We start from the raw sequence: 21,533 nt of genomic DNA, 5'->3' as shown, positions 1-21,533 counted from the left end.
CCTCTCACCATCAGTTTGCGCGTCGTCTTCTAAAATCAGCACCCAATCCAACACCTTTTTCTCCCGGCTTATACGCTAGTCTCTCTCGTCTGATCCCCTGTGTTTCAGGAAGATATCAGACAGCTGGCAGCCAACGTTGCGATGGCTGAACATCAGGAACAGGTACTATGTACACATCGAGGTGTACATAGTACCTTAACCAGCAAAACGACTGAAAAATAAGGTGTGATATGAGTTTTTTTGATGAGCTTCAAACGTCTCTCAAAGAAGCCGTTGATATCAAAAATGGCGATAAAGCCCCGGCCCGCGTGACTCGCTATGAGATTGCTGACGTGAAAGCCATTCGAGCGCAGCTCAACGTATCGCAGGCGGAAATGGCAAAAGCGCTGGGAACCAGCGTGGATACGATCAAAAGCTGGGAATCCCGACGTCGTAACCCGACAGGCCTGGCGGCAAAAGTGCTGGCGGTTATTCAGGCTAACCCGGCATTCTTTCGCGAACTGGCGGAGCATTAAACCCCAGCAGATGTAGATTGCCCGATGAGGTGCGAAATCCCGGCTGGCGCGTTGCTTAGCCGGGATACATGGCGATATGACGAGACGGGCTTAGTGCATTAACTCTGCGATTTTGGCCGCAGGTTATCGTCAAATTCCAGCCGCTTGCGGTCTGGCTCCGCCTGTTTTAACGGCTCCACCTGATGCATTGTCTGCTGGCAGCGTTCCACCAGCACCTGATATTCGCGGGTCCCCTGCTTTTTCCACACGATTTCCTGCTCGCTCAGAGTACGAATGGCTTTGGCCGGGCTGCCGACAATCAGATAGTTCGCCGGCATCTCCGCGCGGGCTTTGACAAACGCCGACGCACCAACAATGCTGTTCTCGCCGATCGTCGCCCCGTCAATAATCACCGCACTCATGCCGACCAGCGCGTTGCGGCCAATCACGCAGCCGTGAAGAATCGCCCCGTGACCAATATGCCCGTCCTCTTCGACGATTGTGTCCTGACCGGGGAAACCGTGCATCACGCAGTTATCCTGAATGTTGGCGCCATCTTTCACCACGATACGGCCAAAATCACCGCGCAGGCTGGCATTCGGACCGATGTAGACTCCTTTACCGAGGATCACATCGCCAATCAGAACCGCCGTGGGATGGACATAGCTTTCATCTGGTACGACGGGGGTCATACCGTCAATCTGATAAATCGGCATTAAGCCTCCTTAGGCGCCTGGCAAACCGCCAAAACGCTGAAAATAGAGCGGTCCCGGCGCGGGCAGTTCCCCCACCGAACTCTCGCCTTTTTCGCCGACGAAGGTCAGCGCACCCGGCGCGACCCGCTGATAAATATTGATACACAGCTGACGGGCGGTTTGCCCGGCCCAGTGGGCAGGCAGCAGCTCTTCCGGTAGCAGCGGATCTTTCAGCACCACCCGGCGATAGAAATGGATGAGTAGCAGTTGGATCTGGAAACAGCGCGCCGGCGTCAGCTCGTCGGCATCGGCCTCACGCAGCAGCGGCAACAGCGGGCGGAACAGCGCAATAAAGGTCTCATACATCGCGTTTTGTTCGGTTAAGTGCCAGCACTCTTCGACCCGGGCGCGCAGCGCCGCCTGGGAGAGCGCCAGCGGTGAATGCGCCTCAAAGCAAATCACATTCTCCGCCACCCCGGCTTCGTGCAACAACGACTGCACATCGGCCATTTTTTGCGATGGCGAAGCCAGCAGACTCGGTGCCAGCGCGCCGAAGCCTTGCCACAGCAGCTGTTTTTTGACTTCTGCCAGCTGGTTTTTTTCCAGCCCTTCCGACAGCAACAGCAGCCAGGTGCCGTCCCATTCCGGCGCGCTGGCACGATAAATTTTATGCTCCGCACGGCGCGTCAGGCGCAGCCCTTTGTCACTCAGCCGGTAGAAGCTGCGGCGGCCGATACGCACCACATCCAGCCACTCCTCTTTGTTCAGGCGGAACAGCGCGGTGCGCACAAAGCGTTCGCCAAACCCCAGGCCTTCCAGCAGCGCAGCCACGCTACCGAGCCAGACCTCGCCGCCGCGTTGCAGCAGTGAATCCCCGTACAGCGAAGCGATCAGCGAGGTGCCGCTTATCGGCATCGCCTCGACCGCCTGTTGAATAAAGGTGTCAAGCTTACTCATATGATTCATTCTGTTGTTGTTTTTGTCCTTTTCGAATCATAGCACAGGAAAACCCGCAGGCGCTGCTGCGCACCTGTCCGGACTACCGGCCTGCAGACGTCTGTCAACCTGTAGCCCGGTCAGCGCTGCGCCACCGGGTAAACATTAACCGTTGGCGGCAACCTTGCGAAGATCGAATACGCGGCAGGCTTTGCCTTCTGAGCGCGGAATACTGCCGCAGTTAACGATGCTGATATCGGTCGATATCCCTACCATCGACTTAATACGGTGACGCAGATGATGGCAGATCTGGCAGCGCTGCTCATGGCTCAGCGATAAGCTGCTTTCTTTTAACTCAACGCGCACCGAAAGCGAATCAAGATGGCCACGACGATTGACCTCCAGTTGATAATGCGGCGACAGATGCTCCACTTTGAGGATCTCTTCTTCCAGCTGTGACGGGAAGACGTTGACCCCGCGGATAATCAGCATGTCATCGCTGCGGCCGCTGATGCGATCCATGCGGCGCATGGTGCGGGCGGTCCCCGGCAGCAGACGGGTCAGGTCGCGGGTGCGATAGCGGATCACCGGCAGCGCCTCTTTGGTCAGCGTGGTAAACAGCAGTTCACCGTGTTCTCCGTCCGCCAGCGGCGTGCCGTCGTTCGGGTTAACCACTTCCGGGAAGAAGTGATCTTCCCAGATAGTCGGGCCATCTGCGGTTTCCAGACACTCCATTGCCACTCCCGGCCCCATCACTTCCGACAGGCCGTAGATATCCAGCGCCGAGATCCCCAGACGACGCTCGATCTCCGCGCGCATCGCCAGCGTCCACGGCTCGGCGCCGAAAACGCCCACCCGCAGGGAACAACCGCTGGCGTCACCGCCCATCTGGCGCTCGAGCTCTTCAATCAGATTGAGGCAGTAAGACGGCGTCACCATGATCATATCCGGCTTAAAATCGCGGATCAGCTGGGCCTGCTTCTCCGTCTGGCCGCCGGACATCGGGATCACCGTCGCCCCCAGGCGCTCCGCGCCGTAGTGTGCGCCGAGACCGCCGGTGAACAGGCCGTAGCCGTAGGCAACGTGAATTTTATCTTTTGCCGACCCGCCTGCGGCACGCAGGGAACGGGCAACAATATTGGCCCAGGTGTCGATGTCATTTTGCGTGTAGCCCACCACCGTCGGTTTGCCGGTGGTGCCCGAAGAGGCGTGGATGCGCACAATTTGTTCCATCGGCACCGCAAAGGTATCAAACGGATAGTTATCGCGCAGATCCTGTTTGGTGGTGCACGGGAACTTGCTCAGGTCGCTCAGTTCATGAAAATCGTCGGGATGAACGCCCGCCGCATCAAATTTACGGCGGTACATTGGCACATTGTCGTAGGCGTGTTTCAGCGTCCACTTCAGACGCTGGGTTTGCAGAGCCTGTAATTCGTCACGAGAAGCAGTTTCAATCGGATCTAATTTTGTAGTAGTTATCATTTTAGGGTACTCGCAGGTAAATTAGCTCACACTCGCTCGAGGATCATGGCAATGCCCTGACCCACGCCAATACACATCGTACACAGCGCATAGCGCCCGTTGCGACGCTGCAACTCCAGCGTGGCGCTCAGCGCCAGCCGCGCGCCGCTCATGCCCAACGGATGGCCTAAGGCGATGGCGCCGCCGTTGGGGTTAACATGCGGGGCATCGTCCGCCACGCCCAGTTGCCTGAGCACGCCCAACGCCTGTGCGGCAAAGGCTTCATTCAGTTCGATGACGTCCATATCGTTGATGTTCAGACCCGCGCGCTCCAGCACTTTACGTACCGCCGGCACTGGCCCAAGCCCCATGAACTTCGGCTCAACGCCTGCGGTGGCCATCGCCACAATGCGCGCCCGCGGGGTTAACCCCTGAGCCTCAGCCTGCTGCTGGCTGGCAATAATCAGCGCCGCTGCGCCATCGTTCACCCCGGAGGCGTTGCCGGCGGTCACGACGCCGCCTTTACGGAAAGGCGTCTTGAGCTGCGACAGCTGCTCCAGCGTGGTCTCCGCGCGCGGGTGCTCGTCGTCACGCACCGCGCTCACCATTCCCTTCTTGCCAATAATCTGTACCGGGACGATCTCCTGCGCCAGGATCCCCGCCCGTTGCGCTTGCGCCGTCAACCGCTGGCTGCGCAGGGCAAAGGCATCCTGATCGGCCCGGCTTATATTTAACAATTCAGCTACATTCTCTGCTGTTTCCGGCATGCTGTCAGTGCCAAATTGTTGCTGCATGAGCGGGTTCACAAAACGCCAGCCAATGGTGGTATCAAACAGGTCAGCCTGGCGCTGGAATGGCGTGCTGGCTTTGCCCATCACAAACGGCGCCCGCGACATCGACTCCACGCCACCGGCGATCATCAGGTCAGCATCGCCGGCTTTGATAGCGCGCGCAGCAAAGCCAATCGCATCGAGGCCGGACCCGCACAGACGGTTGATGGTGGTCCCGGAGACCGACGTCGGGTATCCCGCCAGCAAGGTCGCCATATGCGCGACGTTGCGGTTATCTTCCCCGGCCTGGTTAGCACAGCCGAAAATCACGTCATCGATACACGACGGATCCAGCCCCGGGTTACGGCTTAACAGTTCACGCAGTGGGATGGCGGCTAAATCATCGGCGCGAACGCTGGCAAGCGACCCGCCGTAACGGCCAATCGGTGTACGAATCCCATCACAGATAAAGGCGTCACGCATCAGACTTCTCCCGTGATTGTGCCGCCGATGCGGTGCGATTTGCCGCGAAACAGGGCCACAATCTTTTGTTGTTGGTTAACGATTTCAATGTCGTAGACGCCGGTCAGTTTGCCCTGCTGCTTAACCCTTGCAGTGGCGACCAGACGGTCGCCAGCGAAGGCCGGGCGCAGGAAATCGATGCTGGCCGCTGATGCTACCGCCGCCAGCCCCTGGCTGTTGCAGGCGTAGGCGAAAGCGGTATCGGCCAGCGAGAACAGCTGCCCGCCGTGGCAGGTCTGATGCCCGTTGAGCATCGCGGCCGAGACGGTCATGCTCATCTGCGCGTAGCCGTCGTCCATTTCGATAATCTCGATGCCAAGGGTTCTGGCACAGCTGTCGTGTTGGTACATCGCGCGCGCATTGCGCCAAGCCTCATTGCTCATGAGCACTCTCCAGCGCCTTCTGGCGCAGCAAGGAACAGGGGCGATAGCGCTCTTCGCCATAATGCTGTTGCAGGTTCTCCAGCAGGCGCAGCACCCGCGGCCAGCCCAGTGTTTCGCCCCACGCCAGCGGGCCATGCGGGTAGTTAACCCCGAGGCGCATCGCGGTATCGATATCTGCCGGACTGGCGACCCCTTTTTGCACCGCGTCCAGCGCTTCATTGACCAGCATGGCGACGGTGCGCCAGACCAGCAGGCCGGGATAGTCGGCAATAAGTAGCACTTTTTTGCCCTGCTGCTGGAAATAGCGCACCGCTTTGTCGGTCGCTGACGCCGGGTTGGTAGCCGCCGCGGCCAGCACCACCGTCTCGCCGGCGCAGTAGTCGTACACCACCACCGGGCAGCCATGCTGCACGCTCAGGGCCTGGGCAGTTTCGCCGGTGGTTTCAAGCAGCCGGACATCGTCCAGTTCAATTGTCACTACACTGGTGACACTGTCACCTTTTGTGCGCACAATTTGTGCTCCGCATGCTTCAGGCACGAGGTCTCGCGCCGGCTCAGATGTCGCTTCGACCGGCCAGCGATAGACGCCCTGCCCGCTCTTTTTGCCCAGCCGACCGGCCAGCGCCAGCTCCTGCTGGAGCAGTGACGGCAGATAACGCCGATCCTGCCAGAACGCATTAAACACCGAGCAGGTCACAGCAAAGTTGACGTCCTGACCAATCAGGTCAGTCAGGGCCAGCGGCCCCATCGGAAAACCGCCGCCGTCGCGTAGCGCAGCGTCAATCACCGTGGCGCTCGCCACCTGCTCTTCCAGCGCCCGCCACGCCTCGGCGTAGAACGGACGCGCCACCCGGTTGACGATAAAGCCCGGCGTTGACCGGCAGCGTACCGGCTGTTTGCCCCAGGCGGAGACGCACTGGCACAGTTGTTCAACCACCTCCGGCGAGGTGGCCAGCCCGCTGACCACTTCCACCAGTTTCATCACCGGCGCCGGGTTAAAGAAATGCAGTCCGGCGACGCGCTCAGGGTGTTTCACATCGGCGGCAATGGCGGTAATTGAGATCGACGAAGTGTTGCTGGTCAGCAGCGTCGACGGGGAGCAGATCTCCGCCAACTGGCTGAACAGCGCTTGTTTGACGTCCGGCCGCTCCGATGCGGCTTCAATCACCAGCCAGGCATCAGACAGCGCCGTTAAGGCCGTCACCGGTACAATCCGCGCGATCAGCGCTTCGGCCTGTGCTGCCGACAGCTTGCCGCGCGCCACCCGGGAAGCCAGACGCTGGCGAATGCCATCAACGGCACGGGTCAGCGCGTCGGCGGCGATATCGTAAAGCAGAACCTGATGCCCGGCGGCTGCGGCCACTTCCGCAATCCCTGCCCCCATCGTGCCGCCACCAATCACGGCGACGGTATGCTGTGCGTTTCCCATGATTTATTTCCCGCTGAACTGTGGTGGACGTTTGGCGAGGAAGGCACTGACCCCTTCGCGATAATCGTCGCTGCGTCCCGCCAGACGCTGGTAATCACGTTCAAGATCCAGCTGTGCATCAAGACCTTGCGTTTCCGATGCCAGCAGCGCTTTCTTGATGAGTCCGAGGCCAAAGGTCGGCTGCGTCGCCAGATGGCGCGCCAGCTGACGGCTGGTGTCCGCCAGTTCGGCATCCTCCACCAGTTGCCAGATCATCCCCCATTGCGCGGCCTGTTCGGCACTGAGCTTTTCGCCCAGCAGCGCCAGCCCCATTGCCCGGGCGCGCCCGGCCACCCGCGGCAGGTACCAGCTACCGCCGCAATCGGGCACCAGTCCCAGCTTGCTGAAAGCCATCACAAAGTTTGCTGAACGCGCGGCGAGTACCAGATCGCAACCCAGCGCCAGCGTGGCGCCCGCTCCGGCCGCCACCCCGTTCACGGCGGCAATCACCGGCTTCGGCAGCGCCGCCAGGCGGCGCACCAGTGGGTTATAGAAGCGCTCAACGGAGAGGCCGAGATCCGGCGCCGGCCCGCTGGGGTCGACGTTGCGGTCATTGAGATCCTGACCGGCGCAAAAACCGCGTCCAGCACCGGTAATCAGCAGACAGCGCACGGCGTCGTCGCGCTCGGCCTGAGTCAGACAGACCGCCAGTTGCTGATGCATCAGGTCGTTAAAGCTATTCAGACGATCCGGGCGGTTAAGGGTAATCGTCATCACACCCTGTTCAACTTCGCTGAGAATAAATGCGTCCACGATTAGCGTCCTTTAAATTCCGGGGTTCGTTTTTGTAAGAAGGCAGCAATTCCTTCGCGACGGTCGTCAGTAGCGCTCAGCAGCGTAAACAGCTGGCGCTCCTGCTGAAGCCCGGCCTGAAGACTCACTTCCTGGGCCTGACGCAGCGCCTGTTTGGCGGCACGCAGCGCCAGAGGCGCATGGCTCGCCATCGTCGCTGCCAGCGTCAGGGCGTATTCGTCGGTTAACAGCGCCGGCGTGATGTCGCTCACCAGACCCGCCTGTTGCGCCCGCTGGGCATCGATACTTTCTCCGCTTAATACCATGCGGTTAGCCAGCGCTTTGCCGACGCTGCGGATCAGCCGCTGGGTGCCGCCGGCTCCCGGCATCAGCCCGAGGGTGATTTCCGGCAGGCCGAAACGGGCGTTATCACCGGCCACCACCACATCGCACAGCAGCGCCAGTTCGCAGCCCGCGCCGAGGGCATAGCCGTTAACGGCGGCAATCAGCGGTTTCGGGAAAGCGTCGATGCGCGCCCACAGACGAGGGCGAATATCGTCCAGCGTGGCGGGGAGATCTTTCTCTGCCATTTCGTTGAGATCGGCGCCCGCGGCAAAGAAACGCGTGTTGCCACTAATCACACAGGCGTTGATCTGCGGATCGACGGCCGCCGCATCCAGCGCGTCGGCAAGCTGGGTAAGCAGCGCGTTATTCAGGGCATTGCGCGCCTGCGGACGGTTGAGGGTCAGGTGCAGCACATGCTGCTGACGGGCTATCACTAGATCGCTCATGCCATCCCCCTTGCGTCAAAATCGACCACTACATCGCCGCTGGTCGGCAGCGCCTGGCAGCTCAGCACATACCCGGCTGCCAGTTCGTCGGCTTCAAGGCTGTAGTTCGCCGCCATCGCCACTTCACCGCGCAGCACTTTGCATTTGCAGGTGGCGCAGACGCCGCCTTTGCAGGCGAAGGGTAAATCCGCCCCCTGGCGCAGCGCCGCATCAAGAATGCTGTCATCGTCCGCTCCGAGGGAAATCAACCGGTCGCGACCGTCCTGGCGAATCGTCACGGTACGGCCTTCGGCCTGTACGCCAGTGGCCCGCTTAACGCTGCTCCCCGGCGTGTTAAAACGTTCGAGATGAATATGGTTATCCGCCATCCCCAGCGCACGCAGTGCGGCTTCTGCCTCGTCCATCATCACCGCTGGACCGCAGATAAATGCCTCATCGAAGCGGCTGAAATCGAGCAGTTTTGCTGAGAGCGCGTGCAGCTTGTCGCCGTCGATTCGCCCCTGCAGCAGGTCGCTGTCCATCGACTCCTGGCTGAACAGATGCACCACCTGCAGCCGCTGCGGATAGCGGTCTTTCAGATCCGCCAGCGCCTGGCGAAACATCATGCTGCTACTGCTGCGATTGCCGTAAATCAGGGTGAAGCGGCTTTGCGTTTCGGTGGCGAGGGTAGCGCCAATAATCGCCATCATCGGCGTAATACCGGAACCGGCGGCAATGGCCAGGTAGTCGGCTTCGCGCCCGGCCTGCGGCTGGTAGCCGAAGTGTCCCTGCGGCACCATCACCTCCAGCGCCATCCCCTGGCAGATATCGCTCTGCGCATATCGGGAGAATCGACCGCCGTCGATGGCTTTGACCGCCACGCTGATTTCCGCCGGCGAGCGGCTGCGGCAGATGGAGTAGCAACGTCTGAGCTCTTCTCCGCCGAGGCGGGTTTTGAGCGTCAGATGCTGGCCCGGCCGGAAGACATAAGCAGCCTGTAGCGCGTCGGGGATGGCGAAGGTTATGGTCACCGCATCGCGGGTTTCCGGCTCCACTTTCGCCACGGTTAGCGAATGAAACGTCGTCATGGCAACCTCAAATACATTTAAAGTAATCAAAGGGTTCACGGCAGCTGTCGCAGCGGTAAAGCGCTTTGCAGGCCGTTGAACCGAATTCACTGATCGGCGTGGTATGGACGCTGCCGCAACGGGGGCAAACCACCTCACCCGGCAGCCCGGCATGGCAGGCGTGTCCCTGCGGCGGGCTGATGCCGTACTGGCGCAGACGCTCGCGAGCGTCCTGATTCATCCAGTCGGTGGTCCACGGCGGATCCAGCTGCAGGACGATATGCACCGGGGTGTAGCCGTGGCGGGTCATCGCCGCGCGGATCTCACCCAGCAGATGCTCGGTCGCCGGGCAGCCCGAGTAGGTTGGCGTGAAACCGATAACCCAGCCTTCTCCCTGCGGCGTGACGCTGCGCACCATGCCAAGGTCGGTAATGGTCAGCACCGGTACTTCCGGGTCGGGGATCTCACTGAGCAACGCCCAAATCGCATGGACCTCGGCGGGAGCAATATCGGCAAGACGTTGCATAGTCACCTCCAGTTACCACTGCTGACCGGGATACGCGCGCTGCAGATACTGCATTTCTGCCAGCAGCGGCCCGAGATGTTCGCTGTGCAACCCCTGCTTGCCGCCGTGACGAAACGCGGCTTCCTGCGGGATCTGCAGCCCGGCTTCGAGCAGCGCGGTGTGGATCGTGTTTTGCCACTCTTCCTGCAGGTCGCGCGAGTCAACGGCAATGCCTTGTTCAACCAGCGCCAGCTCTAACTCATCGGCATGGAACAGTTCGCCGGTAAAGCGCCACAAGTCGTCCACCGCCTGCTGCATTTTCTGCGCCGATACCGCCGTGCCGTTGCCCAGACGCTCCAGCCAGCCGCGGCTAAAGCGCAGGTGATAGCGCACCTCTTTCAGCCCTTTGGCGGCAATAGCGGCCAGTTGCGCATCGCGGCTCGCCGTCAGACGGCTAAACAGCGCCACGTGCCAGGCATCGATAAAACACTGGCGGGCAATGGTGTCAGCGAAGTTACCGTTGGGTTGTTCCACCAGCAGCAAATTGCGGTACTGCCGTTCATCACGACCAAAGGCCAGGGTGTCTTCATCACCGCTGCCCGCCAGCTCTGCCGCGTAGCTGAGAAAATTACGGGCCTGACCCAGCAGGTCGAGGCCGATATTGGCCAGCGCCAGGTCGATTTCCAGCTCCGGCGCATGGCCGCACCACGCACCTAAACGTTGGGCCAGCACCAGGCCGTTATCGCCGAGACGTAGGGCATAAGTTGCAACGGGATTCAGGTTATTCATCGTTGCCTCACATATGTTCCATGCCGTCCGGCACGTTGTAGAAAGTAGGATGGCGGTAGACTTTGCTCTCCGCCGGGTCAAAAAACTCGCCGCTGTCGTCCGGCTGTGAGGCGATGATCTGGCTGGCTTTCACCACCCACAGCGAGCAGCCTTCGCTGCGACGGGTGTACACATCGCGGGCATTTTCCAGCGCCATCTGGTCATCTGCGGCATGCAGACTGCCCACGTGACGGTGGGATAACCCCTGTTTGCTGCGGACAAACACTTCATATAACGGCCAGTAAACGTTGCTCATCATGCTTCTCCTTATGCCGCGTCGCGGGAGTGTTGTTTTTGGGCATGCGCCAGCGCGGCTTCGCGCACCCATGCCCCCTCTTCCCAGGCTTTACGCTTGGCGGCCAGACGTTCGTGGTTACAGATACCGCGCCCGTTAATCACTTCATTGAGTTCCTGCCAGTCGATAGCGCCAAAGCGGTAGTGACCGGTGGCCTCATCCAGCTGTAAATCGGCGTCCGGGACGGTCATGCCGAGGATCGCGACCTGCGGTACGGTGTTATCGACAAAGCGCTGACGCAGTTCATCGTTGGAGTGCAGTTTGATTTTCCACGCCATGCTGCGGGCGCTGTTCGGCGAGTTGTCGTCGCTCGGGCCAAACATCATCAGCGCCGGCCACCAGAAACGGTTGATGGCATCCTGCAACATCTGGCGTTGCGCCTCGCTGCCCTGGGCCAGCGCCATGCAGGCTTCAAAACCCTGGCGCTGATGGAAGCTCTCTTCTTTGCAGATTTTGACCATCGCCCGGGCGTAGGGACCGTAGGAGGTCCGGCACAGCGCCACCTGATTGACGATCGCCGCGCCGTCGACCAGCCAGCCGATCACCCCGATATCGGCCCAGCTCAGGGTCGGGTAGTTAAAGATCGAGGAGTACTTCATCTGGCCATCCAGCATCTTCTGATACAGATCTTCCCGGGCGCAGCCGAGTGTTTCCGCCGCGCTATAGAGATACAGGCCATGCCCGGCCTCGTCCTGCACCTTAGCCAGCAGAATGGCCTTGCGGCGCAGCGTTGGCGCACGGGTAATCCAGTTACCTTCTGGCAGCATGCCGACAATTTCAGAGTGCGCGTGCTGACCAATCTGGCGGATCAGCGTTTTGCGGTAGGCCTCCGGCATCCAGTCCTGCGGTTCGATGGCCGTATCCTGCGCGATGCGCTGGTCAAAGCGTTGTTCTTGTGTCACGTCATCACCTTTATGATTCCGATAAATTCAACAAATCATCATTTGTGAATCACTTTGTTTTATAAAAGTTACATGCAGGTTAAATAAAACCACAAATTTTGTTTGTTCTTTTTGTGATAGCCACCGCAAAATATTGCGTAAATTCGCCGCAACACAACGACATAGCGCCGAACCGTCTCGCGCACACGATCACAATGTTAATAAATTATTAAATATCAGCTTGCGTTTTATGATTCATAAAATAACTATTTATAGAGATTTCACGTAACACATTGGAGAGTCGCAATGCAGCAGTTAGCCAGCTTCTTATCCGGCACCTGGCAAACCGGCCGGGGCCGCGCCCGCACTATTCGCCACGCCATCAGCGGTGACGTGCTTTGGGAAGTCACCAGCGACGGGCTGGATATGGCGCAGGCGCGCCGTTATGCCATCGACCACGGCGGCAAGGCGTTGCAGGCCATGACCTTTATTGAACGCAGCGCAATGTTGAAAGCGGTGGCTAAGCACCTGCTGGAAGAGAAAGCATCGTTCTATGCGCTGTCGGCGCAGACCGGGGCGACCAAAGCCGATAGCTGGGTGGATATCGAGGGCGGAATTGGTACGTTGTTTACCTACGCCAGCCTCGGCAGCCGGGAACTGCCGGACGACACGCTGTGGCCGGAAGATGAACTGATCCCCTTGTCGAAACAGGGCGGCTTCGCGGCCCGCCATCTGCTGACGTCAAAATCCGGCATCGCGGTACACATCAACGCCTTTAACTTCCCGTGCTGGGGGATGCTGGAAAAACTGGCGCCCACCTGGCTTGCGGGTATGCCGGCGATCGTCAAACCGGGCACCGCCACGGCCCAGTTGACTCAGGCGATGGTCAAATCCATTGTCGACAGCGGGCTGGTACCGCCGGGGGCCATCAGCCTGATTTGCGGCGGTGCGGGCGATTTACTCGACCAGCTTGATAGCCAGGACGTGGTGACTTTTACCGGTTCGGCCCAGACCGGCCAGCAGCTGCGCGTACACCCGAATCTGGTGGCAAAATCGATCCCCTTCACCATGGAGGCGGATTCACTGAACTGTTGCGTGCTCGGGGATGACATCACTCCGGAACAACCGGAGTTTGCGCTGTTTATCCGCGAGGTCGTGCGCGAAATGACCACCAAAGCAGGACAGAAATGTACCGCTATCCGCCGGATTATCGTACCGCAGGCTCAGGTGAAAGCCGTCAGCGAGGCGCTGATCGCCCGTCTGCAAAAAGTGGTGGTCGGCGATCCAGCACAGGAAGGGGTCAAGATGGGCGCACTGGTCAGCCACGACCAGCGACAGGACGTTCAGGATAAGGTCAACGCCCTGGTTCAGGCCGGGTGCGAGGTACTGCTCGGCGGTCAGGCCGATCTCAACGCCAGCGGCGCCTTTTTCCCACCGACTCTGTTGTATTGCCCGCAGCCGGATGAAACCCCGGCGGTACATACCGTCGAAGCGTTCGGCCCGGTCGCGACCCTGATGCCCTATCAGCATCGCGACCACGCGCTGGCGCTGGCCCGCGCCGGTGAAGGGAGTCTGGTCGGTACGCTGGTCACCGCCAGCGGTGAACTGGCGCGCGAATTTATTCTCGGGGCCGCCCGTTGTCACGGCCGTATCCAGGTTCTCGACCAGGTGTCGGCGGTGGAGTCCACCGGCCACGGCTCACCGCTTCCGCAACTGGTCCATGGCGGACCGGGCCGCGCCGGCGGCGGTGAAGAGCTGGGCGGACTGCGCGCGGTGAAACACTACATGCAGCGCACCGCGGTCCAGGGTAGTCCGACGATGCTGGCGACCATTGGTCAGCAATGGGTGCGCGGCGCCGAGGTAAGCGAAGATCGGGTCCACCCGTTCCGCAAATATTTCGAAGAGATCCAGCCCGGCGATAGCCTGTTGACGCCGCGCCGGACCCTGACCGAAGCGGATATCGTTAATTTTGCCTGTCTGAGCGGGGATCACTTCTACGCCCACATGGATAAAATTGCCGCCGCCGAGTCGATCTTCGGCGAACGCGTGGTGCATGGTTATTTCCTGATCTCTGCCGCCGCCGGGCTGTTTGTTGATGCAGGCGTCGGGCCGGTCATCGCCAACTACGGCATGGAAAATCTGCGCTTTATCGAACCGGTCAAACCGGGCGATACCATCCAGGTTCGCCTGACCTGTAAACGCAAGACCGTGAAGCGTCAGCGCAGCGCCGATGAAAAAGCGACCGGCGTCGTGGAGTGGGCTGTTGAGATTGCGAACCAGCATCAACAGCCGGTAGCGCTCTACTCGATTCTGACGCTGGTAGCCCGTCAGCACGGGGATTTCCCGGCGTAAGCCTCATTGGCACAGCCACGATCGCCACCACCGCAATGCCTCTACGGAGGCATTTTTTATAACTGGCAAAACTGACAAACAACCTGGCATAAGCAGACAAACACCCGGACATCGCGCACTGCTAGGTTAACGATACACAAGCCGACTTTCGCAGCGGCAAAGCACAACACAACAATTAGGTGAGGTCACAATGGCGATTCGTTCCCCCCGCAAAACGGCTCTGGCGCTGGCTGTTGCCCTGTTCTGCGCCTGGCAAAGCCCGGTTTTCGCCCATGGCGGTGAAGCGCATATGGTTCCGATGGATAAAACGCTGCAGGAATTTGGCGCCGATGTGCAGTGGGATGATTATGCCCAGATGTTTACCCTGAAGAAGGACGGGGCCTACGTCAAAGTGAAGCCCGGCGCCAAAACGGCAATCGTCAACGGCAAAACGTTGAATCTGCAGGTGCCGGTGGTGATGAAAAATGGCAAGGCGTGGGTCTCCGAGACCTTTATCAACGATGTCTTCCAGTCCGGGCTTGATCAGACCTTCCAGGTCGAGAAGCGCCCGCACCCGCTCAACTCATTGACCGCGGCGGAAATCAGCGAAGCCGTCACCATCGTCAAAGCGTCGCCAGAGTTCCGCCCCAATACCCGCTTCACCGAAATCTCGCTGCACGAGCCGGATAAGGCCGCGGTGTGGGCCTTTGCGTTGCAGGGCACCGCCGTGTCGGCGCCGCGCACCGCTGACGTCATCATGCTCGATGGCAAGCACGTTATTGAAAGCGTGGTCGACTTACAGAACAAAAAAATCCTCTCCTGGCAGCCGATTAAAGATGCCCACGGCATGGTGCTGATTGACGATTTCGTCAGCGTGCAGAACATCATTAACGCCAGCGACGAGTTTGCCGTGGTCCTCAAAAAACACGGCATCACCGATACCAAAAAGGTGATCACCACCCCGCTGACCGTGGGCTACTTCGACGGCAAAGATGGCCTGAAGCAGGACTCGCGCCTGCTGAAAGTGGTGAGCTATCTGGATACCGGCGATGGCAACTACTGGGCGCACCCGATTGAAAACCTGGTGGCGGTGGTCGACCTTGAGCAGAAGAAGATTATAAAAATTGAAGAAGGCCCGGTGATCCCGGTGCCGATGGAAGCGCGCCCGTATGATGGCCGCGACCGCGTCGCCTCCGCGGTGAAACCACTGGATATCACCGAACCGGAAGGCAAAAACTACACCATCACCGGCGACACCATTCACTGGCAGAACTGGGATTTCCACCTGCGTCTGAACTCGCGCGTCGGGCCGATCCTCTCGACGGTCACCTACAACGACAACGGGAAGAAACGCCAGGTGATGTATGAAGGTTCGCTGGGCGGCATGATCGTGCCTTACGGTGACCCGGACGTGGGCTGGTACTTTAAGGCCTATCTCGACTCCGGCGATTACGGTATGGGAACCCTGACTTCACCTATCGTGCGCGGCAAAGATGCGCCAGCGAACTCGGTGCTGCTGGATGAGACCATCGCCGATTACACCGGTAAACCCACCACGATCCCGCACGCCATTGCGATTTTTGAACGCTATGCCGGGCCGGAGTACAAACACCAGGAAATGGGACAGCCGAACGTCAGCACCGAGCGCCGCGAACTGGTGGTCCGCTGGATCAGTACCGTGGGCAACTACGACTATATCTTTGACTGGGTATTCCACGAAAACGGCACCATCGGCATCGATGCGGGTGCCACCGGCATCGAAGCGGTGAAAGGCGTAATGGCGAAAACCATGCACGATCCGAGCGCCAAAGATGATACCCGCTACGGGACGTTGATCGACCATAACATCGTCGGCACCACCCACCAACATATCTACAACTTCCGCCTGGATCTTGATGTCGATGGCGAGAACAACAGCCTGGTGGCGATGGACCCGGAAGTGAAGCCAAATACCGCCGGTGGCCCGCGGACCAGTACCATGCAGGTGAATCAGTACAGCATCGACAACGAGCAGAAGGCGGCGCAGAAGTTTGACCCAGGCACCATCCGCCTGCTAAGTAACACCACCAAAGAAAACCGGATGGGCAACCCGGTGTCGTATCAGATAATCCCATATGCTGGCGGCACTCACCCGGCGGCAACCGGCGCCAAGTTCGCCCCGGATGAGTGGATCTATCACCGTCTGAGCTTTATGGATAAGCAGCTGTGGGTCACCCGCTATCATCCGGAAGAGCGTTATCCTGAGGGCAAGTACCCGAACCGTTCGGTCCATGACACTGGTCTTGGCGCCTATGCTAAGGATAACGAGTCGCTGAACAATCACGATGACGTCGTGTGGATCACCACCGGCACCACCCACGTGGCCCGCGCCGAAGAGTGGCCGATTATGCCGACCGAATGGGCGCACGCGCTGCTGAAACCGTGGAACTTCTTTGACGAAACGCCGACCCTTGGCGAGAAGAAAAAGTAGGCCACATTGCAGACCGTCAACCCGGATAGCGGCGTAAACGCCCTGTCCGGGCTACGGTGTGCGGTCATGCTGTTGTGAATGAGCGCCACCGGGGCAATCCCTCGTGTGGCGCTCGCGTTTTCACGAGGCGTCGTTCCAGCTTTGCACCACAAAGCGCAACCGCCCCGAAATGCCCGGTACCGAAGGGCGTTTTTTGCCGTTGGCATCAAGCGTGACGCTGTCTACAGGGATGATAACCTCACAGGCCTTACCGGCCGTTTGCTGCGGTTGCAGAACGATATCGGCGCTGGAAAATCCGGCGTCCTGCCAGGCATATTTTATCTTCCAGGAAGTGGTATCGTTGGCCGGCGGGACAATCTCGAGGATCAGCGAATTACGGAACAGATACCCGCCTTCATAATGTTCGTTGAACCAGAACCGCTTCTCGATTTCATAATCCGGCATTTTGACCCCAAGTATCAGGCTGTAGGCCAGCGAACGCCGGTTTTTATTGACGCGCGCGCTCTTCGACAAGAACACGCTGGAGAGATACTGCGACGCACGTTGTTGCTCAAACCACTCTTTTTGCGTCAGACAGGCAACGGAGTCTTCTTCCGAGACGCGACGGGTTAAGGACCACGGCTTGCCGCGAGGCGACGCGATCGCCTCTATCTGATAGATGGCGTCAATTTTCGACGCATTGCCCCCCGCCGCTTTGATTGCCGCTTCCGGCAGACGAATGTCATCGATATCCAGCCAGATATCCACCCGCACATCGCCAAACAGAAAACGAGCCAGGTTCTGGAAGGCCTCTTCGCTGTTCACAATGCCGAAATAACCGGAGTGTGAGCGGTAGGTGAAGGCTTTCGCACAGGGCGCACCGAGAGAACCATCGGCATTCAGGCCGCTCAGGGTCGCATTTTCGATTTTGACCAGACCATCGCTGCCGTTGCCGACAAAGGTTCGCGATAGCGCGGCGGCAGCATCGTAATCGAGGCGGTTGGTGCCGACCATGGTGAAAATCCGCGAGGACGGCAGGCAGGATTCCGGTATCACATCGACCCGGTTATGGCGTTGGTAGGCCTGTTGCAGGTTAAGGTAATCCGCCATCCGCTCGCGGTTAAAATTAGTGACGCTACTTTGCCACGGCAGGTCCGGTACGTTGAGCCCCGCGAACTCAATTCCGTTATGGGGTGTCGCATAGGTGAAAAATTTATCGACGGTTGCCCCCATCTTGCCCGGGTCGAGCGTCGGATTTTGCAGCATCGCCCGGCAAACCAGCCCGCCCATCGAGTGTGCAACCAGATAGCAACGGAAATCGCCAGCCACCTTCACGCCGCTGTTGGGATTCGCCAGCAGTAACGTCCGCACCTTGACCAGCAGGTTAGATAGCCCGATGGCCGCGTCCTCGATTGACGGCGTCTTACCGGACCCCAGCAGCGTGGAGGCGTCATCATAATAGCGATACACGATCACCGATTTATCATCCAGAACATTGCCGGTGGGTTTCCCCTCCGGATCGGTCTCCCAGCCCTCATCCATGATATCCAGTCCCTGCTCGAACACATCGCTATAGCCAAACTCCGTGGCGAGGCGAATCACCGGGGACTCGAAGAAAAATTTCCTGGGGCGATCTTTCTGGCTCGCCGACGCACGTAGCATCGTAGACCCAAGATTAAAACCATTAAACGGATCTGCTGTAGTCTCATTAACGTCGCGTTGCGTCATCGCATAACCACGAACGTAAATAATAGGGAAAAAAGGCATTTTATTATTAGCCATTTTTATTTTCCTGAGATTTATTATGCTTATAATCAATGAATTTCAAGATGCAGCCAACACCCCTGCATGTTGAAAGAAGACGGGTATATTATGGGTGGCGAGACACGCCATACAGCCCTTTATATTTATCATTGGTTGCCGACGCAACTAAGACTGACCATGAATAATGAAAGACATTCACTTTCGAGGGATAGGCGCCGCGATTACCTTCGATAGTCCATAAAATACCGTCAGCATAGCGTTGAACAATACCGACATGGCCCTGCCAGGCGGTCTTCTGTGGGTTTTTAGGATCCACTCTGAGCCAGCAGATGATATCGCCCTGTTGCGGTGGATTGTTTAATGAAGGGGTATAGGCATAGCCCAATGATTTCATTTTATTATGCAGCGCCTGGGCGGATGTTTGATAGCCAAATACCGCCGGTGTTGCCTGATTAAAACAGTAACTGACAAAGGCGGCACACCAGCTTTGGCCCTGTGAACCGTGCCCGGAAAAGTACCTCTTAATATCCGGCCCGTGGTTGTCGGAGCCTTGCTCACCGTGCCCAATCTCAGCCTGTGCGACCTTGAGCGCCGCCTGGCCTGCGGGACTGCCGCCGCTGACGTTCACCAACGGCTGCGTTACTGGCACGGGCGCAACCTGCTTTTTGCCCAATGCCGCATCCAGCGCCCAGCGGGTATGCGGACCGACTTTACCATCGACCACCAGCGGCTGGCCTGAGGCATCAAGGTTGGCTACCTGAAATGCTTCTACCGACTTTTTCACCACCTGGTCAAATTTATTACCGGCGGCCAGGCCAAAAGATAATTTCCGCAAATCATTTATCAGCTGCGCGACCGCGCTGCCTTCATCACCGAGTTTAAGCATATCGCCCCCGTCTTATTCACGTTAGTTAATAAAGAAATAATTCGCACGATAAATGCAATGCTAAACACTACAGGCTATTACAGATAAAAATTAACGTCACCGCCTGAGAGCCAGGAATGTTAGCTCGCTATTTTTAACGCAAAAGAGCTGCCTTAGAAATAAGCATCATAAAAGGGTTATCATGTTATTCCTCAATTTACAGATTCAGCGCCTGGCGAGAAATAGAGAGCGCGAAGAACCACAATAAAATAGTCTCATAGGGCAGGCTCTTATTTAGCGTAGTTATCTCGTGCAAGAGATCAAGTGGCTGACCGACCGCCTTTTTAGCCGCCCCCCGGATTGCGGCGCAAGCGCCTGATCCGGGCTACAGGGCCGTGAAATCGAGGAGGAATTTACCACGACTGCCGGCGCGGATCGCCTCCTGCCAGCGATGCAGCGGCACCACCTCCACCGGCGGCAAGGTCGTCGTCGGCAGCAGACGCCAGATCTCGGCGAACGCCGCCTGCCACTGCGCCTCTGACAGGGTCGCCAGCGCTTCGCGCAGATGGAATTTATACACCCGTGGAAGCGACCGGGTTTGGGTCAAGGCCTGTCCGGATAACAGCCCGTAGGAGATCAGTCCGCCGCGCTCCGGCAGCACCGACAGCAGCGTGTTCGCCAGCTCCCCGCCCACTGCATCAAACACCCAGTCGGCATTCTGCCCCACCTGCTCGAGCATCGGTCGGTCCGTTTCCAGCAGCGGGTAAACTCCCAGCTGTTCCAGCCGGGGAATATGCTGCGGCGAACGGATAACCCCGCTTACCGCACTCGCCCCTTTAAGCTGCGCCCACTGCGCCAGCAGGCTGGCACAGCTGGAGCCCGCCGCGGTCAGCACGATATTGCAGCCGGTTACCGGCCAGCGGTTGAGCATCAGCAGCGCGGTTAACGGGTTAATATAAGCGCGGGCGGCCAGCAGATCGTCGATGGCGTCAGGCACCGGTACCAGCCAGCGCTCGGGGATATCCAGATAACGCTGCCAGGTGCCATCCCCGCGCAGGGGCAACACCCGCTGCCCGCGGGCAACTCCGGCACCGGGCGGCGCCTCCACCACGACGCCAATCCCTTCATAACCCACCGTCGCCGGTAGCCGGGTGCGGTGGCGGTAGGCGCCGGTAACGGGGATCAGATCTGAGGGATTGACCGGCGCGTAGCGCATCTCAACCCGCACCTTATCCGCCGCCAGCGGCAGCATGGGTGTAGTACGTAGCCTAAGCGCCGCGGCCGGCGCCCCGTACGTGTCATAGCAAAGCGCGTGGTTCAGCATAGCGTCGGATTCACCACCTTCCGGCAAAACAAAGACGCCATAATAACAGGATTCAGGGGGCCGTTTCCCGCCAAAAACGGGTCCATCAGCCGGGACCATCGCTGGCGGCCGCCAGCAGCGGGACGATCAGATCGCTCATCGGCGTCGGAATACCGTGGCGGCGAGCTCGCCGCGGTATCACGGCGTTGCGGATCTCCCACTCCAGCGGATGCCCGGCTTCACGGTCAATCAGAATAGAGGTGCTGAGGTCGGGTGGCGCGCGGTGGAAACCATCGAGGATCTCCTGCGGGACGCTGTCGCTCAGTATCGCACCCTCGGCGCGGGCAACTGTCAGACATTCACGCAGATAGGCCAGGGCAACGTCACTGATATCGGCGCGGGAGAACATGCCGGCCCGACGCCCGGTTAGCACCATCAGCCCGGCGACGGCGTTTTGCAGCAGCTTACGCCATGCCACGGAAGTAAAATCGGCAGCCAGATCCACCGCACAGCGGGTTCCTCGCAGCACGTGCTGTACCCGTTGGGCTTGCGGCACATCCGGTAGCGTCAGGCGTGGCGCGGCCCGTAGCCACACAGAGGTCTGCGATTCGCGCAGGGCCGGAAACCACACCACCGAGGGCAACACCGGGGAGCTGGCAACCCACGGGGCAAACTGCTCCTGCTGTTCTACGCCGTTTTGCAGGACGCACACCAGCGTGTTGTCATCGCATAATACCGCCAGCCAGGGCGCAATCGCGCGGATCTGAGTGGTCTTCACCGCCACAAAAACCACATCAACCGGCCCGGCTATCGTCGCCGGATCGCTCAATAGCGGTCCGGGCACGGTAATCTGGCCACCGTCAAAGCGCAGCGACAGTTGCGGATGGGGCGTGCGGGCGCAGATCAGCGGCGTACGCCCGGCTTCATGCAGCGCCGCCGCGATGGTGGTACCAATGGCGCCGGGCCCAATCAGGGCAACGGTTGGCTCTTGCGATCTCATTTCTGCCTCCTGAG

20 protein-coding genes are annotated in these 21,533 nt (G+C 59.3%); 3 read left to right on the top strand and 17 right to left on the bottom strand.

What is annotated here, in order from left to right:
* The first annotated feature begins 230 nt into the window (after nucleotides 1-230).
* Nucleotides 231-515: a NadS family protein gene (nadS, locus tag ACMYSO_RS00430; RefSeq protein WP_434668735.1), complete on the top strand. Its 285-nt coding sequence runs from the start codon at nucleotides 231-233 to the stop codon at nucleotides 513-515.
* A gap of 98 nt (nucleotides 516-613) precedes the next feature.
* Here nadS and paaY read toward each other — a convergent pair whose 3' ends face one another.
* The 13 genes from paaY to paaA form a co-directional block, all read right to left on the bottom strand.
* Nucleotides 614-1,210, bottom strand: a complete 597-nt coding sequence (gene paaY / locus ACMYSO_RS00425) for a phenylacetic acid degradation protein PaaY (RefSeq protein WP_434668734.1) — start codon at nucleotides 1,208-1,210, stop codon at nucleotides 614-616.
* Nucleotides 1,211-1,219: 9 nt separating this feature from the next.
* Nucleotides 1,220-2,146: a phenylacetic acid degradation operon negative regulatory protein PaaX gene (gene paaX, locus ACMYSO_RS00420; protein WP_434585098.1), complete on the bottom strand. Its 927-nt coding sequence runs from the start codon at nucleotides 2,144-2,146 to the stop codon at nucleotides 1,220-1,222.
* A gap of 144 nt (nucleotides 2,147-2,290) precedes the next feature.
* The gene (paaK, locus tag ACMYSO_RS00415) at nucleotides 2,291-3,607 is read right to left on the bottom strand and encodes a phenylacetate--CoA ligase PaaK (RefSeq protein WP_434585099.1); all 1,317 of its coding nucleotides are present in this window, start codon (nucleotides 3,605-3,607) and stop codon (nucleotides 2,291-2,293) included.
* Nucleotides 3,608-3,633: 26 nt separating this feature from the next.
* The gene (gene pcaF / locus ACMYSO_RS00410; protein ID WP_434668733.1) at nucleotides 3,634-4,839 is read right to left on the bottom strand and encodes a 3-oxoadipyl-CoA thiolase; all 1,206 of its coding nucleotides are present in this window, start codon (nucleotides 4,837-4,839) and stop codon (nucleotides 3,634-3,636) included.
* Complete coding sequence (gene paaI / locus ACMYSO_RS00405) at nucleotides 4,839-5,261, bottom strand: hydroxyphenylacetyl-CoA thioesterase PaaI (protein ID WP_434668732.1); 423 nt, start codon at nucleotides 5,259-5,261, stop codon at nucleotides 4,839-4,841. Before paaI ends, pcaF begins: the two co-directional genes overlap by 1 nt.
* The gene (gene paaH, locus ACMYSO_RS00400; RefSeq protein WP_434668731.1) at nucleotides 5,251-6,690 is read right to left on the bottom strand and encodes a 3-hydroxyacyl-CoA dehydrogenase PaaH; all 1,440 of its coding nucleotides are present in this window, start codon (nucleotides 6,688-6,690) and stop codon (nucleotides 5,251-5,253) included. The genes paaI and paaH overlap by 11 nt, the downstream gene beginning before the upstream one ends.
* Before the next feature lie 3 nt (nucleotides 6,691-6,693).
* Nucleotides 6,694-7,482, bottom strand: coding sequence for a 2-(1,2-epoxy-1,2-dihydrophenyl)acetyl-CoA isomerase PaaG (gene paaG / locus ACMYSO_RS00395; RefSeq protein ID WP_434668730.1), 789 nt, complete (start codon nucleotides 7,480-7,482; stop codon nucleotides 6,694-6,696).
* Nucleotides 7,483-7,484: 2 nt separating this feature from the next.
* Nucleotides 7,485-8,252: a 2,3-dehydroadipyl-CoA hydratase PaaF gene (gene paaF, locus ACMYSO_RS00390; RefSeq protein WP_434668729.1), complete on the bottom strand. Its 768-nt coding sequence runs from the start codon at nucleotides 8,250-8,252 to the stop codon at nucleotides 7,485-7,487.
* Nucleotides 8,249-9,319, bottom strand: coding sequence for a 1,2-phenylacetyl-CoA epoxidase subunit PaaE (gene paaE, locus ACMYSO_RS00385; protein WP_434668728.1), 1,071 nt, complete (start codon nucleotides 9,317-9,319; stop codon nucleotides 8,249-8,251). The genes paaF and paaE overlap by 4 nt, the downstream gene beginning before the upstream one ends.
* Nucleotides 9,320-9,326: 7 nt before the next feature.
* Nucleotides 9,327-9,824: a 1,2-phenylacetyl-CoA epoxidase subunit PaaD gene (gene paaD / locus ACMYSO_RS00380; RefSeq protein ID WP_434668727.1), complete on the bottom strand. Its 498-nt coding sequence runs from the start codon at nucleotides 9,822-9,824 to the stop codon at nucleotides 9,327-9,329.
* Nucleotides 9,825-9,836: 12 nt separating this feature from the next.
* Nucleotides 9,837-10,592: a 1,2-phenylacetyl-CoA epoxidase subunit PaaC gene (gene paaC, locus ACMYSO_RS00375; protein ID WP_434668726.1), complete on the bottom strand. Its 756-nt coding sequence runs from the start codon at nucleotides 10,590-10,592 to the stop codon at nucleotides 9,837-9,839.
* A 7-nt stretch (nucleotides 10,593-10,599) separates the two neighbouring features.
* Nucleotides 10,600-10,887 (bottom strand): 1,2-phenylacetyl-CoA epoxidase subunit PaaB, encoded by a 288-nt coding sequence (paaB, locus tag ACMYSO_RS00370; protein WP_434670876.1) that lies wholly within the window; start codon nucleotides 10,885-10,887, stop codon nucleotides 10,600-10,602.
* An 11-nt stretch (nucleotides 10,888-10,898) separates the two neighbouring features.
* On the bottom strand, nucleotides 10,899-11,828 hold the full coding sequence (gene paaA, locus ACMYSO_RS00365; protein WP_434585114.1) for a 1,2-phenylacetyl-CoA epoxidase subunit PaaA: 930 nt from the start codon (nucleotides 11,826-11,828) through the stop codon (nucleotides 10,899-10,901).
* A 285-nt stretch (nucleotides 11,829-12,113) separates the two neighbouring features.
* Here paaA and paaZ point away from each other — a divergent pair, with 285 nt between their 5' ends.
* A complete protein-coding gene (paaZ, locus tag ACMYSO_RS00360) occupies nucleotides 12,114-14,159 on the top strand; it encodes a phenylacetic acid degradation bifunctional protein PaaZ (protein ID WP_434668725.1) in 2,046 nt (681 codons plus the stop codon).
* 190 nt (nucleotides 14,160-14,349) lie between these two features.
* Complete coding sequence (gene tynA, locus ACMYSO_RS00355) at nucleotides 14,350-16,608, top strand: primary-amine oxidase (protein ID WP_434668724.1); 2,259 nt, start codon at nucleotides 14,350-14,352, stop codon at nucleotides 16,606-16,608.
* A 120-nt stretch (nucleotides 16,609-16,728) separates the two neighbouring features.
* Here the strand turns inward: tynA and ACMYSO_RS00350 are convergent, their stop codons facing one another.
* The 4 genes from ACMYSO_RS00350 to ACMYSO_RS00335 all read right to left on the bottom strand — a co-directional run bounded on the left by ACMYSO_RS00350 (nucleotide 16,729) and on the right by ACMYSO_RS00335 (nucleotide 21,519).
* The gene (locus ACMYSO_RS00350; RefSeq protein WP_434668723.1) at nucleotides 16,729-18,369 is read right to left on the bottom strand and encodes an esterase/lipase family protein; all 1,641 of its coding nucleotides are present in this window, start codon (nucleotides 18,367-18,369) and stop codon (nucleotides 16,729-16,731) included.
* An 88-nt stretch (nucleotides 18,370-18,457) separates the two neighbouring features.
* Nucleotides 18,458-19,237: a CHAP domain-containing protein gene (locus ACMYSO_RS00345; RefSeq protein WP_434668722.1), complete on the bottom strand. Its 780-nt coding sequence runs from the start codon at nucleotides 19,235-19,237 to the stop codon at nucleotides 18,458-18,460.
* A gap of 364 nt (nucleotides 19,238-19,601) precedes the next feature.
* Nucleotides 19,602-20,540 carry a zinc-dependent alcohol dehydrogenase family protein gene (locus ACMYSO_RS00340; protein WP_434668721.1) on the bottom strand — a complete coding sequence of 313 codons (939 nt, stop codon included), beginning with the start codon at nucleotides 20,538-20,540 and terminating at the stop codon, nucleotides 19,602-19,604.
* 85 nt (nucleotides 20,541-20,625) lie between these two features.
* Nucleotides 20,626-21,519, bottom strand: a complete 894-nt coding sequence (locus ACMYSO_RS00335) for an oxidoreductase (RefSeq protein WP_434668720.1) — start codon at nucleotides 21,517-21,519, stop codon at nucleotides 20,626-20,628.
* Nucleotides 21,520-21,533: the final 14 nt, after the last annotated feature.

This window comes from Klebsiella sp. B345, assembly GCF_051131735.1.
GTDB lineage: Bacteria > Pseudomonadota > Gammaproteobacteria > Enterobacterales > Enterobacteriaceae > Klebsiella.
The sequence above is the reverse complement of the archived record's forward strand: the minus strand, read 5'-3'. Positions and strand labels throughout refer to the sequence as shown.

Excerpts from the sequence above, each read along its gene's own strand:
- nadS (WP_434668735.1), top strand. The coding sequence starts at position 231 with ATGAGTTTTTTTGATGAGCTTCAAACGTCTCTCAAAGAAGCCGTTGAT.
- paaY (WP_434668734.1), bottom strand. The coding sequence starts at position 1,210 with ATGCCGATTTATCAGATTGACGGTATGACCCCCGTCGTACCAGATGAA.
- paaX (WP_434585098.1), bottom strand. The coding sequence starts at position 2,146 with ATGAGTAAGCTTGACACCTTTATTCAACAGGCGGTCGAGGCGATGCCG.
- paaK (WP_434585099.1), bottom strand. The coding sequence starts at position 3,607 with ATGATAACTACTACAAAATTAGATCCGATTGAAACTGCTTCTCGTGAC.
- pcaF (WP_434668733.1), bottom strand. The coding sequence starts at position 4,839 with ATGCGTGACGCCTTTATCTGTGATGGGATTCGTACACCGATTGGCCGT.
- paaI (WP_434668732.1), bottom strand. The coding sequence starts at position 5,261 with ATGAGCAATGAGGCTTGGCGCAATGCGCGCGCGATGTACCAACACGAC.
- paaH (WP_434668731.1), bottom strand. The coding sequence starts at position 6,690 with ATGGGAAACGCACAGCATACCGTCGCCGTGATTGGTGGCGGCACGATG.
- paaF (WP_434668729.1), bottom strand. The coding sequence starts at position 8,252 with ATGAGCGATCTAGTGATAGCCCGTCAGCAGCATGTGCTGCACCTGACC.
- paaE (WP_434668728.1), bottom strand. The coding sequence starts at position 9,319 with ATGACGACGTTTCATTCGCTAACCGTGGCGAAAGTGGAGCCGGAAACC.
- paaD (WP_434668727.1), bottom strand. The coding sequence starts at position 9,824 with ATGCAACGTCTTGCCGATATTGCTCCCGCCGAGGTCCATGCGATTTGG.
- paaC (WP_434668726.1), bottom strand. The coding sequence starts at position 10,592 with ATGAATAACCTGAATCCCGTTGCAACTTATGCCCTACGTCTCGGCGAT.
- paaB (WP_434670876.1), bottom strand. The coding sequence starts at position 10,887 with ATGAGCAACGTTTACTGGCCGTTATATGAAGTGTTTGTCCGCAGCAAA.
- paaZ (WP_434668725.1), top strand. The coding sequence starts at position 12,114 with ATGCAGCAGTTAGCCAGCTTCTTATCCGGCACCTGGCAAACCGGCCGG.
- tynA (WP_434668724.1), top strand. The coding sequence starts at position 14,350 with ATGGCGATTCGTTCCCCCCGCAAAACGGCTCTGGCGCTGGCTGTTGCC.
- ACMYSO_RS00350 (WP_434668723.1), bottom strand. The coding sequence starts at position 18,369 with ATGGCTAATAATAAAATGCCTTTTTTCCCTATTATTTACGTTCGTGGT.
- ACMYSO_RS00345 (WP_434668722.1), bottom strand. The coding sequence starts at position 19,237 with ATGCTTAAACTCGGTGATGAAGGCAGCGCGGTCGCGCAGCTGATAAAT.
- ACMYSO_RS00340 (WP_434668721.1), bottom strand. The coding sequence starts at position 20,540 with ATGCTGAACCACGCGCTTTGCTATGACACGTACGGGGCGCCGGCCGCG.
- ACMYSO_RS00335 (WP_434668720.1), bottom strand. The coding sequence starts at position 21,519 with ATGAGATCGCAAGAGCCAACCGTTGCCCTGATTGGGCCCGGCGCCATT.